Raw genomic sequence first — 18,682 nt, 5'->3', positions numbered from 1 at the left:
GAGAAGTTAAAAAGTAAAAAGCCCTGCTGAATCAATCAGTAGGGCTTTTTTATATTGTGATGTTTTTACTATGGCTTCAATACTCGGGCATTTGGGAATACTTTTCTTACTTCTAGCAGTGCTCTTTCTGCCTCAAGACGGCTGCGATATTTTCCTACATACACTTTCATATTAGGCTCTTCATATTTCAATTCAGATTTCCACGGCAGGCCTAGGTTGTCATATCTAGACTTGGTAGAATTGGCTTTTTGCACATCACCTTGATAAATATATATGGTGTATCGATCGTTAAACTGTCCAGCCTTATCCATGTCGATTTTAGTCGCTACGAGCTTCTCGATGGTGGCCTCATTTAACTTTTTGGTAGCTTGGGAAAAGGTGGCTTGTACTGTAAAAAGCACGCAACCAACTAGTAAGAGGTTTTTTAGGGTTTTTGTAATCATAGTAAGGTTTTTGACGAGTTTGCTTTCGCGAAAGCAAAATTCTATTTAGAACGTTTATAAATTAATTTCTTGATACTGACCTACAAACTTTATGGCAATTATGACCTATTTTTGCAAAGCATTAATAACACAGTAAAACACTGTGATTATCGTGCCAAAGTTATCGCAATAATCATTAAACGAGATGATAAATAAGAAATTACATCTTTCTGTCTGGCAGTTTGTTCTAGCATCTGTTTTTGTAACTTTTTCTATGTTACAATCAGCTGCTCAGGATCTTGACACCTCTGACGGTGAGCCTGCAATGCCGGTTGAGGCAGAAGCTGCTCCTGAAGAAGACACTATAGGTGACGCCGCTGCAGGCGAGAAATTATTCAAATCCAATTGTGCCTCTTGTCACAAGTTGTACAAACGTGCGACAGGACCAGCTCTATTTGAAGTAACTAAGCGTCGTGAGCGCGAGTGGTTGTACAAGTGGATTAAGAATAGTGCTGCACTTATCGCGAGTGGTGATGCGCAGGCAAATGAGATCTACAATGAGTACGGGCAGTCTAACATGAATGCCTTTCCCAATTTAACAAACACGGATATTGATAATATCCTTGCCTATACCAACACACCTAAGCCAGTAGCTCAGGTTTTGGGGCCAGAAGCTCAAGCGGAATTAGCTCCGGTCGATACGACCATGACTAATAATATCGTTCTAGGTGCTCTCGCTCTAGTACTTGTGGTGCTTATTGTCGTGCTGTTTGCGGTTAATAAAACGCTGAAGCGTTTTGCTGAGGCTAACGGTATTCAAACAGAGTTTGAAGATGAAGAAGCTGAAACTAGAACTCCAATCTGGCAAGCGTTTATTCAGAATCAATTTTTAGTACTAGTGTCTGCTGTATTCTTATTGTTGGCAAGTGCATATTTTGCTTACGGTGCTTTAATGGCAGTTGGTGTTGATCAAGGTTATGCGCCGGTACAGCCAATCCATTACTCGCATAGAATTCACGCTGGTGTAAGTCAGATCGAGTGTAAGTACTGTCACTCAAGTGTACGTGAGTCTAAGCACGCTGGTATCCCATCACTCAATGTGTGTATGAACTGTCACAAACAAATTGCTGAGGTGGCTAACGAGACCTATCAAGAAGGTATCAATGAATACGGCGTTGATTATAACAAAGAGATACAAAAATTATACGCAGCCGTAGGTTGGGATGAAGAAACCCAATCTTATTCTGGTGAAGAAGAACCAGTTCGTTGGGTGCGTATTCATAACTTACCAGATCTTGCCTACTTTAACCACGCACAACACGTGCAGGCTGGAAATATCGCCTGTCAAACTTGTCACGGTCAGGTGCAGGAAATGGAAATCATGTATCAGTATTCACCACTCACGATGGGCTGGTGTATCAACTGTCACAGAGAGACAAATGTTGATCTGCAAGGAAACGGTTATTACGAGGAAATTCACAAGGAACTATCTGAAAAGCGTGGCGGTCGCCAATTGACCATCGCAGATTTAGGAGGACTTGAATGTGGTAAGTGCCACTATTAATATTATAGCTTAAGAATTTTATGGCTACTACAAAAAAATACTGGAAGAGCACTGCGCAACTAGACGAGAGCAACGAGATGATCAAGAATCTCGAGCAAAATGAGTTTGCCACTGCCGTGCCTACTGAGGAGTTTCTAGGCGATGATGCTGTTATGGAAGATTCTGCGACAACGCGTCGTGACTTCTTGAAGTATGTAGGATTTAGTACCGCAGCTGCTTCACTAGCAGCTTGTGAAGGACCTGTGATTCACTCAGTGCCTTATGTGGTGCAACCAGACCGCATCATTCCTGGTATGTCAAACTACTACGCAACTACCATTGCAGACGGTTATGACTTTGCCAGCATTCTAGTTAAAACTCGAGAAGGTCGCCCGATAAAGATTGAAAGCAATAGAGATACAGAGCATCGCGGTCATGCAAATGCGCGTGTTCACGCATCAGTTCTTGGTCTTTATGATAATAACAGGTTGCAATCTCCATTAGTTGACGGTAAGGAAGCTACATGGGAGCAAGTAGATAAAAAAGTAAAACAAGAGTTAAACGCACAGGCTGGTAAAGATGTAGTTCTGTTAACCCAGACCTATGCGAGTCCTTCTATCAAGAGATTGGTCGCAGATTTTGCTGCTGCTTATCCTAACGCTCGTCAAGTAATTCTTGATACAGTAGGTGAAGATGCTGCTCTCAATGCATTTGAGGCAAAGTATGGCACGCGTGGTCTTGCAGATTACGATTTTGAGGATGCAGAATGTATCGTTGGTGTAGGTGCAGACTTTGTAGGAGACTGGCAAGGTGGAAACTTTGACAAGAATTATTCCCAATCACGCATTCCTAAGAATGGCAAGATGTCTCACCACGTACAGTTTGAGGCAAATATGACATTGTCTGGTGCTAACGCCGATAAGCGTTACCCTGTAACTCCAACGGAGCAAAAACAAATTATTGCAGCTCTATATAGCAAAGTAGTTGGTGGTGGATCATCAACTAATCTTTCTGATAAAGTTGCCAAAGCTGTTGAGCAAGCCGCTCAATCATTGAGACGCGCTGGTAGTAAAGGTGTCGTTTTATGTGGTTTGCCAGATCAGGCTGCACAGCAATTGACACTAGAAATCAATGAGCGTTTAGGTAGCACAATCGTTATTATCGATGCACCTATTCTATCACGTCAAGGAAACCGCAAGCAAGTACAGCAACTAGTTGAAGATATGCAAGCAGGTCGCGTTGGTGCCGTAATGGTCGCTGGTGTTGATCCTGTTTATAGCTATGATGATAGTGACGCTTTCGCGAAAGCTTACAAAAATGTACCATTAAAGGTGTCATTTGCATCACGTCTTGATGCAACTGCACAGCAAAGTGATGTTGTAGCAACTACACCACACTACCTAGAAGCTTGGGGTGACGCAGAAATCAAGTCCGGTCAGGTATCTTTGATGCAGCCTACTATCAAGCCATTATTCAACACGCGCCAGATGCAGGATTCCTTGCTAGTCTGGTCCGGTAGCGACACCTCATACAAGGATTATTTAAAAGAAACATCAACTGGGAATGGCGCGAGCTGGAATCAGGCATTACAAGATGGTTTTTACAGTTCAAATGCAACATCTGAGAATGCGTCCAGCGATGCTGGAACATCTATGACTGCAAGTGCTGCACTAAGTCAACTTAATAGCAGTAGCAAGTCCTCTGATTTTGAATTAGTCCTTTATACTAAAACTGCGCTAGGTGACGGTACACAAGCTAACAACCCATGGTTGCAGGAATTACCGGATCCTATTACTCGTACTACTTGGGATAATTATGCTACCGTTTCTATGCAGGATGCTGAAAGGCTAGGTATAGAAAATGAGAACGTGGCAAACGGTGCCCTCAATGGTAGCAACGTTACTGTAAAAATGGACGGTAAGGAAATCACTTTGCCAGCATTGATACAGCCAGGTCAAGCACCAGGCACCATTGGTATTGCTTTAGGATACGGTCAAAAGGATGGTATTCAAGAAGAAATGCAAACTGGTGTAAATGCATTTCCGTTCTACAAGGATGGAATGAGCGTGCAGCCAGTAAGCATGAGCGTTGCTTCTGGAGTACATGAATTTGCATGTACGCAATTACAAAACACTATGATGGGTCGCGATATTATTCGTGAGACCGATCTTGAAACATATAGAACCGGTGATAAGGATCAATTCAATCCTATGCCAGAGGTATCACTCAATCACATTGAGACACCCGTAACATCACCAGATGTTGATTTATGGGAAAGTTTTGACAGATCCGTAGGGCATCACTTTAACATGTCACTTGATCTTAATGCCTGTACTGGATGTGGAGCGTGTGTAGTAGCTTGTCACGCAGAAAACAACGTGCCAGTCGTAGGAAAGAGCGAGGTAAGAAAATCAAGAGATATGCACTGGTTGCGTATCGATAGATATTATTCTTCTACAGATAGTTTTGAGGATGATGAGTCTAAGAAAGATGGATTTACAGGATTGTTTGGTGATAATGGATCTTTAGGTGGATTTGGTGAGTTGGAAATACCTGCAGATAATCCACAGGTAGCATTCCAGCCAGTAATGTGTCAGCACTGTAACCATGCTCCATGTGAGACGGTTTGTCCAGTAGCTGCATCATCACACGGTCGCCAAGGTCAAAATCACATGATTTATAACCGTTGTGTAGGTACACGTTATTGTGCTAACAACTGTCCTTATAAAGTACGTCGTTTCAACTGGTTCTTGTATAATGGTAATGACGAGTTTGATTACCACATGAACAATGATCTAGGTCGTATGGTCATCAACCCAGATGTAACTGTGAGATCACGTGGTGTAATGGAGAAATGTTCTTTGTGTATTCAAATGACTCAAATGACAATCCTCGAAGCCAAGAAGGATGGTCGTATGATCAAGGATGGTGAATTTGCAACGGCATGTTCCAATGCTTGTTCTAACGGTGCGATTACTTTTGGTGATATCAACGATAAGGAATCAGAAATATATAAGGTGAAGCAACAGGACCGTATGTACCACTTACTTGAAGAAGTAGGTACAGAGCCTAATGTGATGTATCAAGTTAAGGTTAGAAATAACGCATAATTAATTAAGAAACTAATCAGACACTATGGCTCATTATGAAGCGTCCATAAGAAGACCCTTAATTACAGGAGACAAAACATTCTCTGATGTGACTAAGGATATTGCCGCGCCAGTAGAAGGCGTTGCTAATAAACAGTGGTGGATTGTATTTACCATTGCACTGGTAGCCTTTCTTTATGGAATAGGATGTATCACTTACACCATATCTACAGGTATCGGTGTATGGGGTTTGAATAAAACCATCGGTTGGGCATGGGATATTACCAATTTTGTATGGTGGGTAGGAATTGGTCACGCTGGTACTCTTATATCAGCAGTACTATTGTTATTCCGTCAAAAATGGAGAATGGCGATCAACAGATCTGCTGAGGCAATGACCATTTTCTCGGTAATTCAGGCAGGATTGTTCCCTATCATACACATGGGTCGTCCATGGTTGGCTTATTGGGTACTACCTATCCCTAATCAATTTGGTTCTTTATGGGTGAACTTTAACTCGCCGCTACTTTGGGATGTATTCGCAATCTCCACGTACCTATCGGTTTCTTTAGTGTTTTGGTGGACTGGATTGCTTCCTGATTTCGCGATGATACGCGATAGAGCTATCACTCCTTTTAATAAGAAAATTTACGGACTATTATCTTTTGGATGGTCGGGTCGTGCTAAGGACTGGCAACGTTTTGAAGAAGTTTCTCTTGTACTTGCAGGTTTGGCAACGCCACTGGTACTTTCCGTACACACGATCGTATCCTTTGACTTTGCAACATCGGTTATTCCAGGATGGCACACGACAATTTTCCCACCATACTTTGTTGCTGGTGCGGTATTCTCAGGCTTTGCTATGGTGAACACACTTCTTATCGTGATGCGTAAAGTTTGTCACCTTGAGAATTATATCACTATCCAACATATTGAATTAATGAATCTGGTTATCATGATTACTGGTTCCATCGTTGGTGTGGCATACATAACAGAGTTGTTCGTTGCATGGTATTCAGGAGTAGAGTACGAACAGTACGCATTCTTAAACAGGGCTACAGGACCTTATGCATGGGCGTATTGGGCGATGATGACATGTAATGTGTTCTCTCCACAGTTTATGTGGTTCAAGAAATTAAGAACAAGCATTCTTTTCTCCTTTGCCATCTCGATCGTTGTAAACATCGGTATGTGGTTTGAGCGTTTTGTAATCATCGTGACTTCATTGCACCGTGACTACCTACCATCATCATGGACCATGTTCTCACCTACATTTGTTGATATAGGTATTTTTATTGGGACGATAGGATTCTTCTTTGTATTGTTCCTATTATACTCTAGAACATTCCCAGTAATTGCTCAAGCAGAGGTGAAGTCCATTCTCAAGTCGAGTGGTAACAAGTACAAGGAATTGAGAGAAAATAAAATGACGTCTAACAAAAACGCAGCCAGCGGTGACCCTATGGCGCACCCAAGCGAATAATTATTATGGCGACACAAAAGATACACGCATTATACAATGACGATGATATTCTCTTAAGAGCTGTAAAGCAAATTAGAGAACAGCATTATCACATTGAAGAGATTTTTTGCCCATTTCCTGTTCACGGACTAGAAAAGGCAATGGGTCTTGCAGATACACGACTAGCCATCAACGCTTTTTTATATGGTATTGTTGGTCTAGCTGTAGCAACCGTCATGATGAACTATATCATGATTGAGGACTGGCCGCAGAATATAGGTGGTAAGCCTAGTTTTTCTTACTTAGAGAATATGCCTGCATTTGTGCCTATCATGTTTGAGCTTACGGTATTTTTTGCAGCTCACTTAATGGTAATTACCTTTTACTTACGCAGTAGATTATGGCCTTTTAAGGAAGCTGAAAATCCTGATGTAAGAACAACTGACGATCACTTTCTTATGGAAGTTGATGCTCACGGCGAGGACATTGAATCCATCACCAAATTTTTGTACGATACTGGCGCAGTAGAACTAGTATTAATCGATAACGAAGATCACTAATGAGGACATATTTTAAAATCGCATTATTGGCTTGTGCTAGTTTCATCATCGCTTCTTGTGGTGGTAGAGAGGCAGAAAAGTCGGTAAACGCAAAATCTAACCGCAGCTCGCAGTACTTTCCTAATATGTATGAAGATGTTGGCTACTCGACTTATTCGGAAGGTGACGTTTTTCCTGGCAATGTAGAAGCTCAAAAACCTGTTGAGGGAACCGTCTCTCGAGGATGGATGCCGTATGATTATAATGATGATAATGAGGGCTACGCTTCCGCGAAAGCGAACTTAAAGAACCCAGTACCATTAACTGAAGAGCATTTGACTAACGGTCAGGTTCTTTACAATTTATATTGTGCAATTTGTCACGGTAAAAATGGTAATGGAGTAGGTCATCTGGTAGAAACTGAGAAAATCCTAGGCGTGCCTAGTTATGATGCACGTCCTTTGACTGAAGGTTCCATCTATCACGTGTTGTACTATGGTATCAATACCATGGGATCTTATGCAAGTCAAACAAGTATTGAAGAGCGATGGGAAATCACACACTATGTAGAAGCCTTAAGAGCAGATCTTCTTAAAGAAGAAAGAAAACCAGTGCAGCAGGATACATTAATGGAAACATTGACTCCAGCAGTAAATGGTGATGATGCTTCTGACGATGATGATGCTGTAGATGGTGGTGCCACTGAGCTATCGCCAGCCTTACAGGATGACGAGCCAGCAGATGTAGAATCTGACGCTAACATTGACAATAATTAGAGATTATAGAATAGCGCCTCGCGCTAGACAGATATAGAAGAATATATGTACACTCTTACTACCAAACTAAAAGTATTTGCCGTCATTCTGATGCTGGTAGGTGCTGCTTTTACCGTCATAGGTTTCCTCAACGTTCCTGGATCAGAACAAGAGGTTGAGCAAATGCTTGCAGATCATGATGCACATGGAAGTTCTCATGTCGATGATGATCATAGTGCTACAAGCGACGAGAATGTTCACAAGGAGACTGGATACGTTACAGATAATAGTGTTGATCATCCTGAGGACGCGCATACCACTACACCCCACGAAGCTGAGGATCATTCAGGATCACATGCAGAGCATGTATATCATCAATTACAAAACAGACCATGGGCGGCAATTTATATTGCTGGCTTCTTTTTCTTCATGATCGGATTAGGTGTACTTGCTTTTTACGCGATTCAAAAAGTAGCTCAAGCAGGTTGGTCTCCGGTACTATTTAGAGTCATGGAAGGTATCAGCAGTTATATACTTCCTGGTGGTATCTTAATGTTCATCATTTTATTGTGTTCGGGATTGCATTTAAATCACCTATTCACTTGGATGGAAGCTGGTGTTGATGATCCATCAAGTGAAGCCTATGATGCTATCATCGCTGGTAAGACTGGTTTCTTGAATGTGCCGTTTTGGTTAATTCGTGCTGGTATCTTTCTAGTAGGTTGGAATATCTATAGATGGAACATTAGAAAGTTCGGACTCAAACAAGATGATGCTGAAAAAGGTGACATCAAATGGTATAAGAAAGGATTCAAGCACAGTGCTATGTTCCTAGTATTCTTTATCGTGACTGAGTCTATCATGGCATGGGACTGGATCATGAGTTTTGATCCACACTGGTTCTCAACTTTATTTGGATGGTACGTTTTTGCTAGTATGTTTGTGACAGGAATTACGACTATAGCTTTAGTAACGATTTTCTTGAAATCAAAAGGTTATTTAGAGTTTGTGAACGATTCACATATACATGATTTAGCAAAATTCATGTTTGGTATCAGTATTTTCTGGACCTACTTATGGTTCTCGCAATTCATGTTGATTTGGTATTCAAATATCCCGGAAGAAGTAACTTATTTTGTGACAAGAATTGAAGATTACAACTTACTGTTCTTTGGTATGGTAGCGATCAACTTCTTATTCCCATTGCTAATTCTTATGAATTCAGATTTCAAGCGTGTTAATTGGTTTGTAGTTACCGCTGGATTATTTATCGTCATAGGACACTACCTAGATATATTCGTTATGGTGAGTCCAGCAACCGTAGGTGAGTCATGGTTTATTGGTTTCCCAGAAATAGGTGCATTTATGTTCTTTGCTGGAGTGTTCTTGCTATATGTTTTCCATACTATTTCAAAGGCTCCACTATTAGCCAAAGGTGATCCATACCTAGACGAGAGTAAGCATTTTCATTATTAAAATTATATAGAAAAACACTGTAATGACAGCATTTCTAATCATACTAGTTGCAGCCCTTCTTGCAATTTCTGCGTGGCAGATCTCTAAAATTATCAAGCTAGGTAAAGCACCTGAGCCTGATACAGAATTAAGTGAAGTCGCAAACGACACTGATAACAAGTGGAATGGTCAAGCCATGCTCATATTTGTGATCGCTATGTATATCATGATGATCGCATGTTTCGTTGCTTATCAAGATTACTTTTTGCCAGATGCAGCATCTGATCATGGTGCCGAATATGATAATCTATTACTATTAACCACAGTAGTGATCATGGTAACTCAAGTGTTTACTCAAGGATTATTACACTGGTTCTCTTATAAGTACCACGGTAAAAAAGGTGCTAGAGCACTTTTCTATGCAGACAACGATCGCCTTGAATTCATATGGACCGCTATACCAGTTGTTGTACTGTCTGGTCTTATCCTTTGGGGTCTTTTCTCATGGAATGACATCATGGACGCTAGTACAGATGATGATCCCTTGATTATCGAGGTGTATGCCTATCAGTTTGACTGGAGATTTAGGTACAGCGGTGATGATAATACATTAGGTGACGCTAACGTCCGTTTTAAAGAAGGTGTAAATGAATTGGGTATTGATCCTACAGACGCTGATGGTATGGATGATTTTGTGACTAACGAGCTTCACTTACCAGTAGATCGACCAGTATTATTCAAATTTAGAAGTCAAGATGTATTGCACTCGGCTTACATGCCACACTTTAGAGCTCAAATGAATGTAGTTCCCGGAATGGTGACTCAATTTAAGTTTACACCAACGGTAACTTCTGAGGATTATAAGAACACTGAGTTCATGACTGAAAAGGTCAAGAAAATAAATAAAATTCGTACTGAAAAAAGTAAGGAAGCATTGGCAAACGGCGACGTACCATTAGATCCTTATGATTTTGAATATTACCTGCTTTGTAATAAGATATGTGGTGCTACACACTACAATATGCAAGCGGTAATGATTGTAGAGACTGAAGAGGAATTTAATGAGTGGTCTGCTACTCAAACTAGATTTGAAGAAACATTAGCCACAATGGCTAGTAACGAAAATTAATATTATGGGACAAGCTGTCGCAGTTGCACATACTGATGATCATGGACATGAAGATGGACATCACCACCACAAAGAGACTTGGGTAACTAAATATCTGTTTTCTCAAGACCATAAGATGATTGCTAAGCAATACCTTATTACTGGTCTTATCATGGGTGTGATTGGTATCGCAATGTCGTTACTTATGAGAATGCAGTTGGCAAACCCAGAAGAGCCAAGTGTGATCTTTGAAGCCTTATTAGGTAAATGGGCGCCAGATGGTGTTATGGATCCAGCTATTTATTTAGCTTTGGTTACTATCCACGGTACTATTATGGTATTTTTCGTTCTTACCGCAGGATTGAGTGGTACGTTCTCAAACTTTTTGATTCCGCTTCAAATTGGTGCAAGAGATATGGCATCAGGATTTTTGAACATGGTTTCTTATTGGTTATTCTTTATTTCATCTGTAATAATGATTAGTTCATTATTTGTGGAACTAGGGCCGGCATCGGCAGGTTGGACGATTTATCCACCATTGAGTGCCTTGCCAGAAGCCATTGGTGGTTCTGGAATGGGTATGACATTATGGTTAGTCTCGATGGCGATTTTTATCGCATCATCACTACTAGGTTCTTTGAACTATGTAGTAACAGTGATTAATTTGAGAACACGTGGTATGTCCATGACCAGATTGCCATTGACGATATGGGCCTTCTTTGTAACCGCTATTATCGGTATTGTGTCGTTCCCTGTATTATTTGCAGCAGCACTTCTGTTGATCATGGATAGAAGTTTTGGTACTTCATTCTTCTTGTCAGACATCTACATTAGTGGTGAAGTACTAGCTAATCAAGGTGGTTCTCCCGTATTATTTGAACACTTATTCTGGTTCCTAGGTCACCCAGAGGTTTATATCGTTTTATTACCAGCACTCGGTATCACTTCAGAGATTATTGCAACAAATTCACGTAAGCCTATTTTTGGTTATCGTGCAATGGTAGCTTCCATTTTAGCAATTGCTTTCTTGTCAACGATTGTATGGGGTCACCACATGTTTATCTCTGGTATGAATCCATTTCTGGGATCTGTATTTACCTTTACAACGCTACTGATTGCGATACCTTCTGGTGTAAAAGCGTTCAATTACATTACTACCTTATGGAAAGGTAATCTACAAATGAATCCCGCGATGCTGTTTTCCATTGGATTGGTATCTACATTCATCACCGGTGGTTTGACAGGTATCATTCTGGGTGATAGTACTCTTGATATCAATGTTCACGATACTTATTTTGTAGTTGCCCACTTTCACCTAGTGATGGGTATATCGGCGCTCTACGGTCTGTTTGCTGGAGTCTACCACTGGTTCCCTAAGATGTTTAACCGCATGATGAATAAGAACTTGGGGTACGCTCACTTCTGGTTGACAGCAATTGGAGCTTACGGTGTATTCTTCCCGATGCACTTCGTTGGTATGGCTGGTTTACCTAGACGTTACTATACTAACACCAACTTCCCATACTTTGATGATCTAGCAGATACTAATAGCTTGATTACTTACTTTGCAATCTTTACCGCTGGTGCGCAGTTATTATTCGCGTACAATTTTGTAAAGAGTATATTTTACGGTAAGAAAGCTCCAGCTAATCCATGGAAGTCTAATACACTAGAGTGGACTACAGGCGATAAGCACATTCACGGTAACTGGGCTGGCGCCATACCTACTGTTCACAGATGGCCTTATGATTACAGTAAGCTCAATGAAAATGAAGAGTACGTAATCGCAGGACAGGATTATGTACCGCAACACATTCCTCTGCAGGAAGATGAAGAGGAAATGAATCATTAAGACTTAATATTACTACCCAAAAAAATGCAGCCAACTGGCTGCATTTTTTATTCGTAAAAATTGGTTGACCTTGAATCCCGTTAATTAAGCTTCTCATGCTCTTTGTTCAGAAGTAAGTACTTCTAAAATAGAACGTGTTATATCAATGACAAAGCTTAGTCAACTGTCAACTGTCAACTGTCAACCGCTACGCTTCACCACGTGCAGGATAATCATTTTTCTCAACGTAGTCAATTGCGTTCAACAGATCTTTAAATGCAGGCCTTGCAAAAGGCATACTCTGTACGGACGAGAAGAATAACGTACCATCCTTCTTGATCAGGAACATCGCAGGCTCAGAGAACAGATCAGGTTCCTTATCGCTGATGCCTTTAGACAAATACAGACCCCATTCTCGTGCTTTTTCCTCGCTCAGCTCAAATCCTATGGGTATACTTTCAATAGCCCATTCGTCTCCTGTTTTCTTAGCCCGTTCTTCAGTGTCCATCGATATTCCTATAACGTTCACGCCGCGATCAATGAATTCCTGCAGGTGATCCTTGAGAGATTCCAACTGTTTTTTACATACTGGACAGTGATATCCACGGTAGAAAACGAGTAAACTGTATTTTTCGGGATCTTGCTTTTCCATCGACCACTGCGTGTCATTGATCAAATCAAGATGCAAGCTAGGTACTTGTTGTGTAGGTTTCATGTTTTTGTTTTAAGATAAACGACACCGTTTAGGTTTTACTTAAAATCTCTATAATTTGCAGTGATGAAGGCGGTAATTTTGCTTTCGCGAAAGCTAACTAGTCAAAAACATCAACCTATTTAATAACATCAACCTATCGATTATCTTTGAAACATGAATGAAAATCTGGATGCGACAGGAGATCAATTTACACCCGAAGATCAAGACATTGAAAGAGCATTGCGTCCCTTATCATTTGATGATTTTGCAGGTCAAGATCAGATATTAGAGAACTTAAAAATCTTTGTTCAGGCCGCAAACCAGCGCGGTGAAGCCTTAGATCACACACTCTTCCATGGTCCACCAGGACTAGGTAAAACCACACTGGCTCACATCCTGGCGGCAGAGCTAGGTGTAGGTATCAAAGTTACCAGCGGTCCTGTACTTGACAAACCGGGTGATCTCGCTGGGTTACTTACAAATCTAGACGAGCGTGATGTATTGTTCATTGACGAGATTCATAGATTGAGTCCAATAGTAGAAGAATATCTGTACAGCGCGATGGAAGATTATAAGATCGATATCATGATCGAGACTGGTCCCAATGCGCGCACCGTACAAATTAATTTAGCACCATTCACGCTGATAGGTGCTACGACGAGAAGCGGTTTGCTTACTGCGCCTATGCGAGCAAGATTTGGAATTTCATCACGATTGCAGTATTACACTACAGAGTTATTATCAACGATTGTCACGCGCAGTTCTGAAATTCTGAATGTCGACATAGAATCAAATGCCGCCATTGAGATCGCTGGACGCAGTCGCGGTACACCGCGTATCGCAAATGCTTTATTACGCCGTGTGCGAGATTTTGCGCAGATTAAAGGAAACGGAACCATCGATCTGGATATATCACAATTTTCTCTCAAAGCGCTTAATGTGGACGCTCATGGTCTGGACGAGATGGATAACAAAATCCTCACCACTATCATTGATAAATTTAAAGGCGGCCCTGTAGGAATAACCACCTTGTCGACCGCCGTGTCAGAAAGTGCGGAGACTATTGAAGAGGTTTACGAGCCATTCTTGATCCAACAAGGATTTATCATAAGAACACCACGTGGTCGTGAGGTAACAGAGCTTGCCTACAAACATCTAGATCGCGTGCCTAGTGCAAGAACTGGTGGACTTTTCGACCAAAGTTAGATATGCGCAAGATTGACAAAGTTTCTGCTTTTCGTTTTCTCTCAAAGTCAGCACAGATATACAAGGATCCATTGCCGTTTCATCGAGAGAATTTCCAACGATACGGTCACACATTTAAAATAAGTCCTAAGCCAGGATTGGTAATTCACTTTACCTGTGATACTACACTGACACAGCATATCCTGCAGAAAAACCAGCGTAATTACCATAAATCCAGTTTACAAACAGACGATCTAGGTAAATACATAGGTCATGGATTGCTCACGGCAAATGGCGAGAACTGGCGTAAGAATAGAAAGCTCGTCCAGCCAGCCTTTTACAAAAAGCAGCTTGCCACGCTCATGGATTCCATGAATAAAGTAATCCTAAAAGAATTAGATCGCATCAAGCCTGACATAGAGGTAGATATTCATGAGATATTCAGCGATTTAGCATTTAAGGTTGTGGCAAAAAGTCTGTTTTATCTTGAAGATATGGATGAGCGCATCAATCGCTTGCAGCACATTACAGAGCAAGCTCAAAAAATGCTCATTAAAGAACTGCGGTTGCCATTTCTTATGTGGTACTATGATCGCCAGTGGTTATCTGGAAACAGCAGCGTCGCTTATCATCTCAAATTGATTGATGAGGCACGCGAGATCTTACAAGATATTATTGACCAGCGCAGGAAAGAGCAAAAAGAGTACGGCGATCTATTGGATATGCTGTTGCAATCTACCTATGAGGACGGTACACACATGAGTGATCGCCAGCTTATTGACGAGATACTAGTGCTGTTCATTGCTGGTCATGAGACCACAGCAAATGTCCTCACATTTGCCACGCAACTGCTCGCTCATCATCCCGATGAAGCTGCATTAGCGCGTGACCAGGCATCACAGGTAAGCACGCCGGACTTGATGACGCAAATGAAAGAACTTGATCACATAAAACGAGTACTGGAAGAAACCATGCGCTTATATCCACCAGCCTACGTGACTGATCGTGTGGCTGTTGACGATGATGTCTGTGGCGATATTGAACTTAAGAAAGATAGCATCTGGCTCATTTCATTTTATGAAATGCATCGCAGGAAAGATTTATGGGACAGCCCGGATGATTTTGTGCCGCAACGCTTTGATGCTGATAAACGTAAAAGTTACAGCGATCAATACTTTCCATTTGGCGCTGGACCCAGAATGTGCATCGGGAATAATTTTGCCATGTTTGAAATGATGCTCGTCATCAAGAATATCTTAATTAAATACAAGCTGGAACCAGTAGGAGATACGATCGAATACCATCCGCTAATCACACTGCGACCTAAAAATGCTCAAGTCGTCTTTAAGTCTAGATAGTTGCAGTAAATTTTGAACTATCACGCTTTCCTGCCTGACCGGCAGGCAGGCGCGAAAGCGTAATCATAATGTTCATTCTTACAAGATCAAATAGAGTAGAACTGCAGAATGTAAAGTCAGCTACCTGATATAAGGAACATTCACTTTCAGTTTCAAATTCAAGTTCATATTCACCACTCGCTGACTACATCATAAAAACTTACCTTTGATGCTGCCCTAAAAAAGCACTTTATGAGCAAACCTAGCAAACGTCGGGAAGCCTTAGTTTACCACGCAAAACCGACTCCAGGAAAGATAAAAGTTGTCCCTACCAAAAAATATAGCAGCCAGCGAGACCTTTCGCTAGCCTACAGTCCAGGCGTTGCAGAACCTTGCCTGGAAATAGCCAAGGATAAGTCAAACGTTTACAAGTACACAACCAAAGGAAATCTTGTTGCCGTAATTTCTAACGGTACAGCTGTTCTAGGATTAGGAGATATAGGCCCAGAAGCAAGCAAGCCAGTAATGGAAGGAAAAGGCTTGCTCTTCAAGATTTTTGCAGATCTTGATTGTTTTGACATTGAGGTAGATACTAAGGATGTAGAGGAGTTCATTGCCACGGTCAAGAATATTGCTCCAACTTTTGGCGGGATTAATCTTGAGGACATCAAGGCGCCAGAAGCTTTTGAAATTGAGCGCAGGCTTAAAGAAGAGCTTGATATTCCAGTGATGCACGATGACCAGCACGGTACCGCGATTATTTCCAGTGCGGCGTTGCTCAATGCGTTAGAGCTAGCAGAAAAGAAAATAGAAGATGTACGTATCGTGATATCTGGCGCTGGTAGTGCCGCGATTTCCTGTACTTCTTTGTATGTAAAGTTAGGTGCGCGCAGGGAAAACATCATGATGTATGACATCGATGGATTGATCACTACATCACGAACGGATCTAGGCGAGATGCAAATGCAATTTGCATCTACAAATTCTGCTATGAGTATGGCAGACGCCATGAAGGGCAGCGATGTGTTCCTGGGACTATCAGCTGGTAACATCGTCTCGCAGGAAATGATTAAGAGCATGAATGATAATCCTATCGTTTTTGCAATGGCAAATCCAACGCCAGAGATTGATTATGATCTCGCCATGGCAGCACGTGAGGATATCATCATGGCAACGGGTCGTAGTGATCATCCTAATCAGGTAAATAATGTGTTGGGCTTCCCATTCATCTTTAGAGGTGCGATGGATGTGCGCGCGACCAAGATCAATGAAGAGATGAAGATGGCGGCAACCAAAGCTATTGCCCAACTTGCCAAAGAACCTGTACCAGAACAAGTAAACATAGCTTACGGTGAATTGAAGCTCACCTTTGGTAGAGATTATATCATCCCTAAACCATTTGATCCTAGATTGATCGCAACCATACCACCAGCAGTAGCTCGAGCTGCGATGGAAAGTGGCGTAGCGCAGGACCCAATCACAGATTGGGAAAAATATGAGGAGCAACTGCTTTCTCGCATGGGATCTGATAACAAACTGGTGCGATTGATCTTGAATCGTGCTCGTATCAACCCTAAACGCATTGTGTTTGCAGAGGCTGATAACCTTGACGTTCTTAAGGCAGCACAAATTGTGCTGGAAGAAGGTATAGGAACTCCTATACTTCTAGGTAGAAAAGATGTCATCGAGGAATTAATGCAGGAGCTGGAATTTGACCAGCCTTGCTTGATCATCGATCCAAAGTCTGATGATGAGAAAGCGCGTCGCGATCGTTATGCAGACGAGTTCTGGAAGTTGCGCAGTCGTAAAGGAGTGACTGAGTTTGATGCAGGCAAGACGTTGAGACAACGTAACTATTTTGCCGCCATGATGGTCAAGGTAGGTGATGCAGACTGTTTGATTACTGGTGTGGCACAATCCTACCCAAGATCTGTACGTCCCATGATGGAGATTATAGGCATGGCGCCAGGTGTCGAGAAAATAGCAACAACCAATTTAATGGTGACTGATCGTGGTCCACTATTTATATCTGATACCTCGATCAATATTGATCCAGACGCTATGGCTCTGGCCAAAATTGCTCAAATGACAGGAAGAACGGCACAAATGTTTGGTATTGATCCCAACATTGCGATGATTTCTTACGCCAACTTCGGTTCCAGCAAGCATCCCAACGCTAGCAAGGTGACAGATGCAGTCAAATACCTACACCAGTATTATCCTAGTATCGTTGTTGATGGTGAGATCCAGACAGATTTTGCCTTGAATTCAAAACTGTTAGAAACTAAATTCCCTTTCTCAAAGCTTGCTGGTAAGAAAGTGAACGTGCTGGTATTCCCTAATCTTGAGAGCGGTAACTCTACGTATAAATTACTTAAGGAATTGCGCGGCATCGACTCCATAGGTCCTATCATGATGGGTATGCAAAAGCCGGTACACATATTACAATTGGGTGCTAGTGTGGACGAGATTGTGAATATGGCTGCCGTTGCCGTTATCGATGCACAGCAAAAGGAGAAGAAAGCAGCTCAAAATGCTCAAAAAAATGATAAAACGGTGATTTAAAAAATCGCCGTTGTTTTTTAACAGCCCATCTTTAAAGGCATACGCTGTTGTTGTAGATATTTCGTTACTTTTGAGCGATTCAGAATTTCCTGTTAAATGATAGCCCAGATTCAAGGCCAGCTGATTGAGAAGAACCTGACCGATGTAGTCATAGACTGCCATGGCGTTGGTTACTTTGTAGAAATTTCCCTACACACTTATGGTTTGATTCCTGATGGTGAGATGATCAAATTGTACACCTATTTTATGGTGCGTGAGGATGCGCAGCGATTATTCGGTTTTGCAGAAAAAAGTGAACGTGAGGTTTTCAAGCTTTTAATTTCTGTTTCTGGCATTGGTGCCAACACCGCGCGTACCATGTTGTCAAGCCTGGACCCGTCGCAGATCGCACAGGCAATCGCAAATGGTGATGTGCGCACAATACAAAGCGTCAAGGGAATAGGTGCCAAAACTGCTCAACGAGTAATTCTGGATCTCAAGGATAAAATTCTACAAGTGCTCGAGGATCCACAAATTTCTGTATTGCCAAGCAATAGAGGCAAGGATGAGGCGTTATCTGCCTTAGAGACGTTGGGTTACCAGCGCAAACAGGCGCAAAAAGTCGTGGATAAGATCCTTCAGGCTCAGTCAGACGCCACTACCGAACAACTTATCAAAGAAGCACTTAAACAACTATAGGATTTGACGCAGTTTACTT

General features: G+C 41.7%; 14 protein-coding genes. 12 read left to right on the top strand and 2 right to left on the bottom strand.

The window, feature by feature from the left end:
• Positions 1–68: 68 nt before the first annotated feature.
• Positions 69–443, bottom strand: coding sequence for a translation initiation factor IF-2 (locus tag EJ995_RS01200; RefSeq protein ID WP_241234667.1), 375 nt, complete (start codon positions 441–443; stop codon positions 69–71).
• 184 nt (positions 444–627) lie between these two features.
• Here EJ995_RS01200 and EJ995_RS01195 point away from each other — a divergent pair, with 184 nt between their 5' ends.
• The 8 genes from EJ995_RS01195 to EJ995_RS01160 are packed head-to-tail and all read left to right on the top strand — an operon-like array spanning position 628 to position 12,225.
• Entirely contained in the window at positions 628–1,986 is a 1,359-nt protein-coding gene (locus EJ995_RS01195; protein WP_126444819.1) for a c-type cytochrome, read from the top strand.
• A gap of 20 nt (positions 1,987–2,006) precedes the next feature.
• Positions 2,007–5,075 carry a TAT-variant-translocated molybdopterin oxidoreductase gene (locus EJ995_RS01190; RefSeq protein ID WP_126444817.1) on the top strand — a complete coding sequence of 1,023 codons (3,069 nt, stop codon included), beginning with the start codon at positions 2,007–2,009 and terminating at the stop codon, positions 5,073–5,075.
• A gap of 25 nt (positions 5,076–5,100) precedes the next feature.
• The gene (gene nrfD / locus EJ995_RS01185; protein ID WP_126444815.1) at positions 5,101–6,537 is read left to right on the top strand and encodes an NrfD/PsrC family molybdoenzyme membrane anchor subunit; all 1,437 of its coding nucleotides are present in this window, start codon (positions 5,101–5,103) and stop codon (positions 6,535–6,537) included.
• A gap of 5 nt (positions 6,538–6,542) precedes the next feature.
• Complete coding sequence (locus tag EJ995_RS01180) at positions 6,543–7,076, top strand: DUF3341 domain-containing protein (RefSeq protein ID WP_126444813.1); 534 nt, start codon at positions 6,543–6,545, stop codon at positions 7,074–7,076.
• The gene (locus EJ995_RS01175) at positions 7,076–7,831 is read left to right on the top strand and encodes a c-type cytochrome (RefSeq protein WP_126444811.1); all 756 of its coding nucleotides are present in this window, start codon (positions 7,076–7,078) and stop codon (positions 7,829–7,831) included. The genes EJ995_RS01180 and EJ995_RS01175 overlap by 1 nt, the downstream gene beginning before the upstream one ends.
• A 45-nt stretch (positions 7,832–7,876) precedes the next feature.
• Positions 7,877–9,286 carry a quinol:cytochrome C oxidoreductase gene (locus tag EJ995_RS01170; RefSeq protein ID WP_126444809.1) on the top strand — a complete coding sequence of 470 codons (1,410 nt, stop codon included), beginning with the start codon at positions 7,877–7,879 and terminating at the stop codon, positions 9,284–9,286.
• Positions 9,287–9,308: 22 nt separating this feature from the next.
• Positions 9,309–10,394 (top strand): cytochrome c oxidase subunit II, encoded by a 1,086-nt coding sequence (locus tag EJ995_RS01165; protein WP_126444807.1) that lies wholly within the window; start codon positions 9,309–9,311, stop codon positions 10,392–10,394.
• A 4-nt stretch (positions 10,395–10,398) separates the two neighbouring features.
• A complete protein-coding gene (locus tag EJ995_RS01160; protein ID WP_126444805.1) occupies positions 10,399–12,225 on the top strand; it encodes a cytochrome c oxidase subunit I in 1,827 nt (608 codons plus the stop codon).
• Between the two features lie 187 nt (positions 12,226–12,412).
• On the opposite strand, the gene EJ995_RS01155 is transcribed toward EJ995_RS01160, so the two are convergent.
• On the bottom strand, positions 12,413–12,919 hold the full coding sequence (locus tag EJ995_RS01155; RefSeq protein WP_126444803.1) for a peroxiredoxin-like family protein: 507 nt from the start codon (positions 12,917–12,919) through the stop codon (positions 12,413–12,415).
• A 153-nt stretch (positions 12,920–13,072) separates the two neighbouring features.
• Here EJ995_RS01155 and ruvB point away from each other — a divergent pair, with 153 nt between their 5' ends.
• From ruvB to ruvA, 4 genes are all read left to right on the top strand, one after another.
• Positions 13,073–14,104, top strand: coding sequence for a Holliday junction branch migration DNA helicase RuvB (gene ruvB / locus EJ995_RS01150; RefSeq protein ID WP_126444801.1), 1,032 nt, complete (start codon positions 13,073–13,075; stop codon positions 14,102–14,104).
• Between the two features lie 2 nt (positions 14,105–14,106).
• Positions 14,107–15,441 carry a cytochrome P450 gene (locus EJ995_RS01145; RefSeq protein ID WP_126444799.1) on the top strand — a complete coding sequence of 445 codons (1,335 nt, stop codon included), beginning with the start codon at positions 14,107–14,109 and terminating at the stop codon, positions 15,439–15,441.
• 231 nt (positions 15,442–15,672) lie between these two features.
• A complete protein-coding gene (locus EJ995_RS01140; protein ID WP_126444797.1) occupies positions 15,673–17,985 on the top strand; it encodes an NADP-dependent malic enzyme in 2,313 nt (770 codons plus the stop codon).
• 96 nt (positions 17,986–18,081) lie between these two features.
• Positions 18,082–18,663: a Holliday junction branch migration protein RuvA gene (ruvA, locus tag EJ995_RS01135; protein WP_126444795.1), complete on the top strand. Its 582-nt coding sequence runs from the start codon at positions 18,082–18,084 to the stop codon at positions 18,661–18,663.
• The last annotated feature ends 19 nt before the right edge of the window (positions 18,664–18,682 follow it).

Origin of the sequence: Nonlabens ponticola (genome assembly GCF_003966335.1) — a bacterium.
Classification (GTDB): Bacteria; Bacteroidota; Bacteroidia; order Flavobacteriales; family Flavobacteriaceae; genus Nonlabens; species Nonlabens ponticola.
The sequence above is the reverse complement of the archived record's forward strand: the minus strand, read 5'-3'. Positions and strand labels throughout refer to the sequence as shown.

Excerpts from the sequence above, each read along its gene's own strand:
- EJ995_RS01200 (WP_241234667.1), bottom strand. The coding sequence starts at position 443 with ATGATTACAAAAACCCTAAAAAACCTCTTACTAGTTGGTTGCGTGCTT.
- EJ995_RS01195 (WP_126444819.1), top strand. The coding sequence starts at position 628 with ATGATAAATAAGAAATTACATCTTTCTGTCTGGCAGTTTGTTCTAGCA.
- EJ995_RS01190 (WP_126444817.1), top strand. The coding sequence starts at position 2,007 with ATGGCTACTACAAAAAAATACTGGAAGAGCACTGCGCAACTAGACGAG.
- nrfD (WP_126444815.1), top strand. The coding sequence starts at position 5,101 with ATGGCTCATTATGAAGCGTCCATAAGAAGACCCTTAATTACAGGAGAC.
- EJ995_RS01180 (WP_126444813.1), top strand. The coding sequence starts at position 6,543 with ATGGCGACACAAAAGATACACGCATTATACAATGACGATGATATTCTC.
- EJ995_RS01175 (WP_126444811.1), top strand. The coding sequence starts at position 7,076 with ATGAGGACATATTTTAAAATCGCATTATTGGCTTGTGCTAGTTTCATC.
- EJ995_RS01170 (WP_126444809.1), top strand. The coding sequence starts at position 7,877 with ATGTACACTCTTACTACCAAACTAAAAGTATTTGCCGTCATTCTGATG.
- EJ995_RS01165 (WP_126444807.1), top strand. The coding sequence starts at position 9,309 with ATGACAGCATTTCTAATCATACTAGTTGCAGCCCTTCTTGCAATTTCT.
- EJ995_RS01160 (WP_126444805.1), top strand. The coding sequence starts at position 10,399 with ATGGGACAAGCTGTCGCAGTTGCACATACTGATGATCATGGACATGAA.
- EJ995_RS01155 (WP_126444803.1), bottom strand. The coding sequence starts at position 12,919 with ATGAAACCTACACAACAAGTACCTAGCTTGCATCTTGATTTGATCAAT.
- ruvB (WP_126444801.1), top strand. The coding sequence starts at position 13,073 with ATGAATGAAAATCTGGATGCGACAGGAGATCAATTTACACCCGAAGAT.
- EJ995_RS01145 (WP_126444799.1), top strand. The coding sequence starts at position 14,107 with ATGCGCAAGATTGACAAAGTTTCTGCTTTTCGTTTTCTCTCAAAGTCA.
- EJ995_RS01140 (WP_126444797.1), top strand. The coding sequence starts at position 15,673 with ATGAGCAAACCTAGCAAACGTCGGGAAGCCTTAGTTTACCACGCAAAA.
- ruvA (WP_126444795.1), top strand. The coding sequence starts at position 18,082 with ATGATAGCCCAGATTCAAGGCCAGCTGATTGAGAAGAACCTGACCGAT.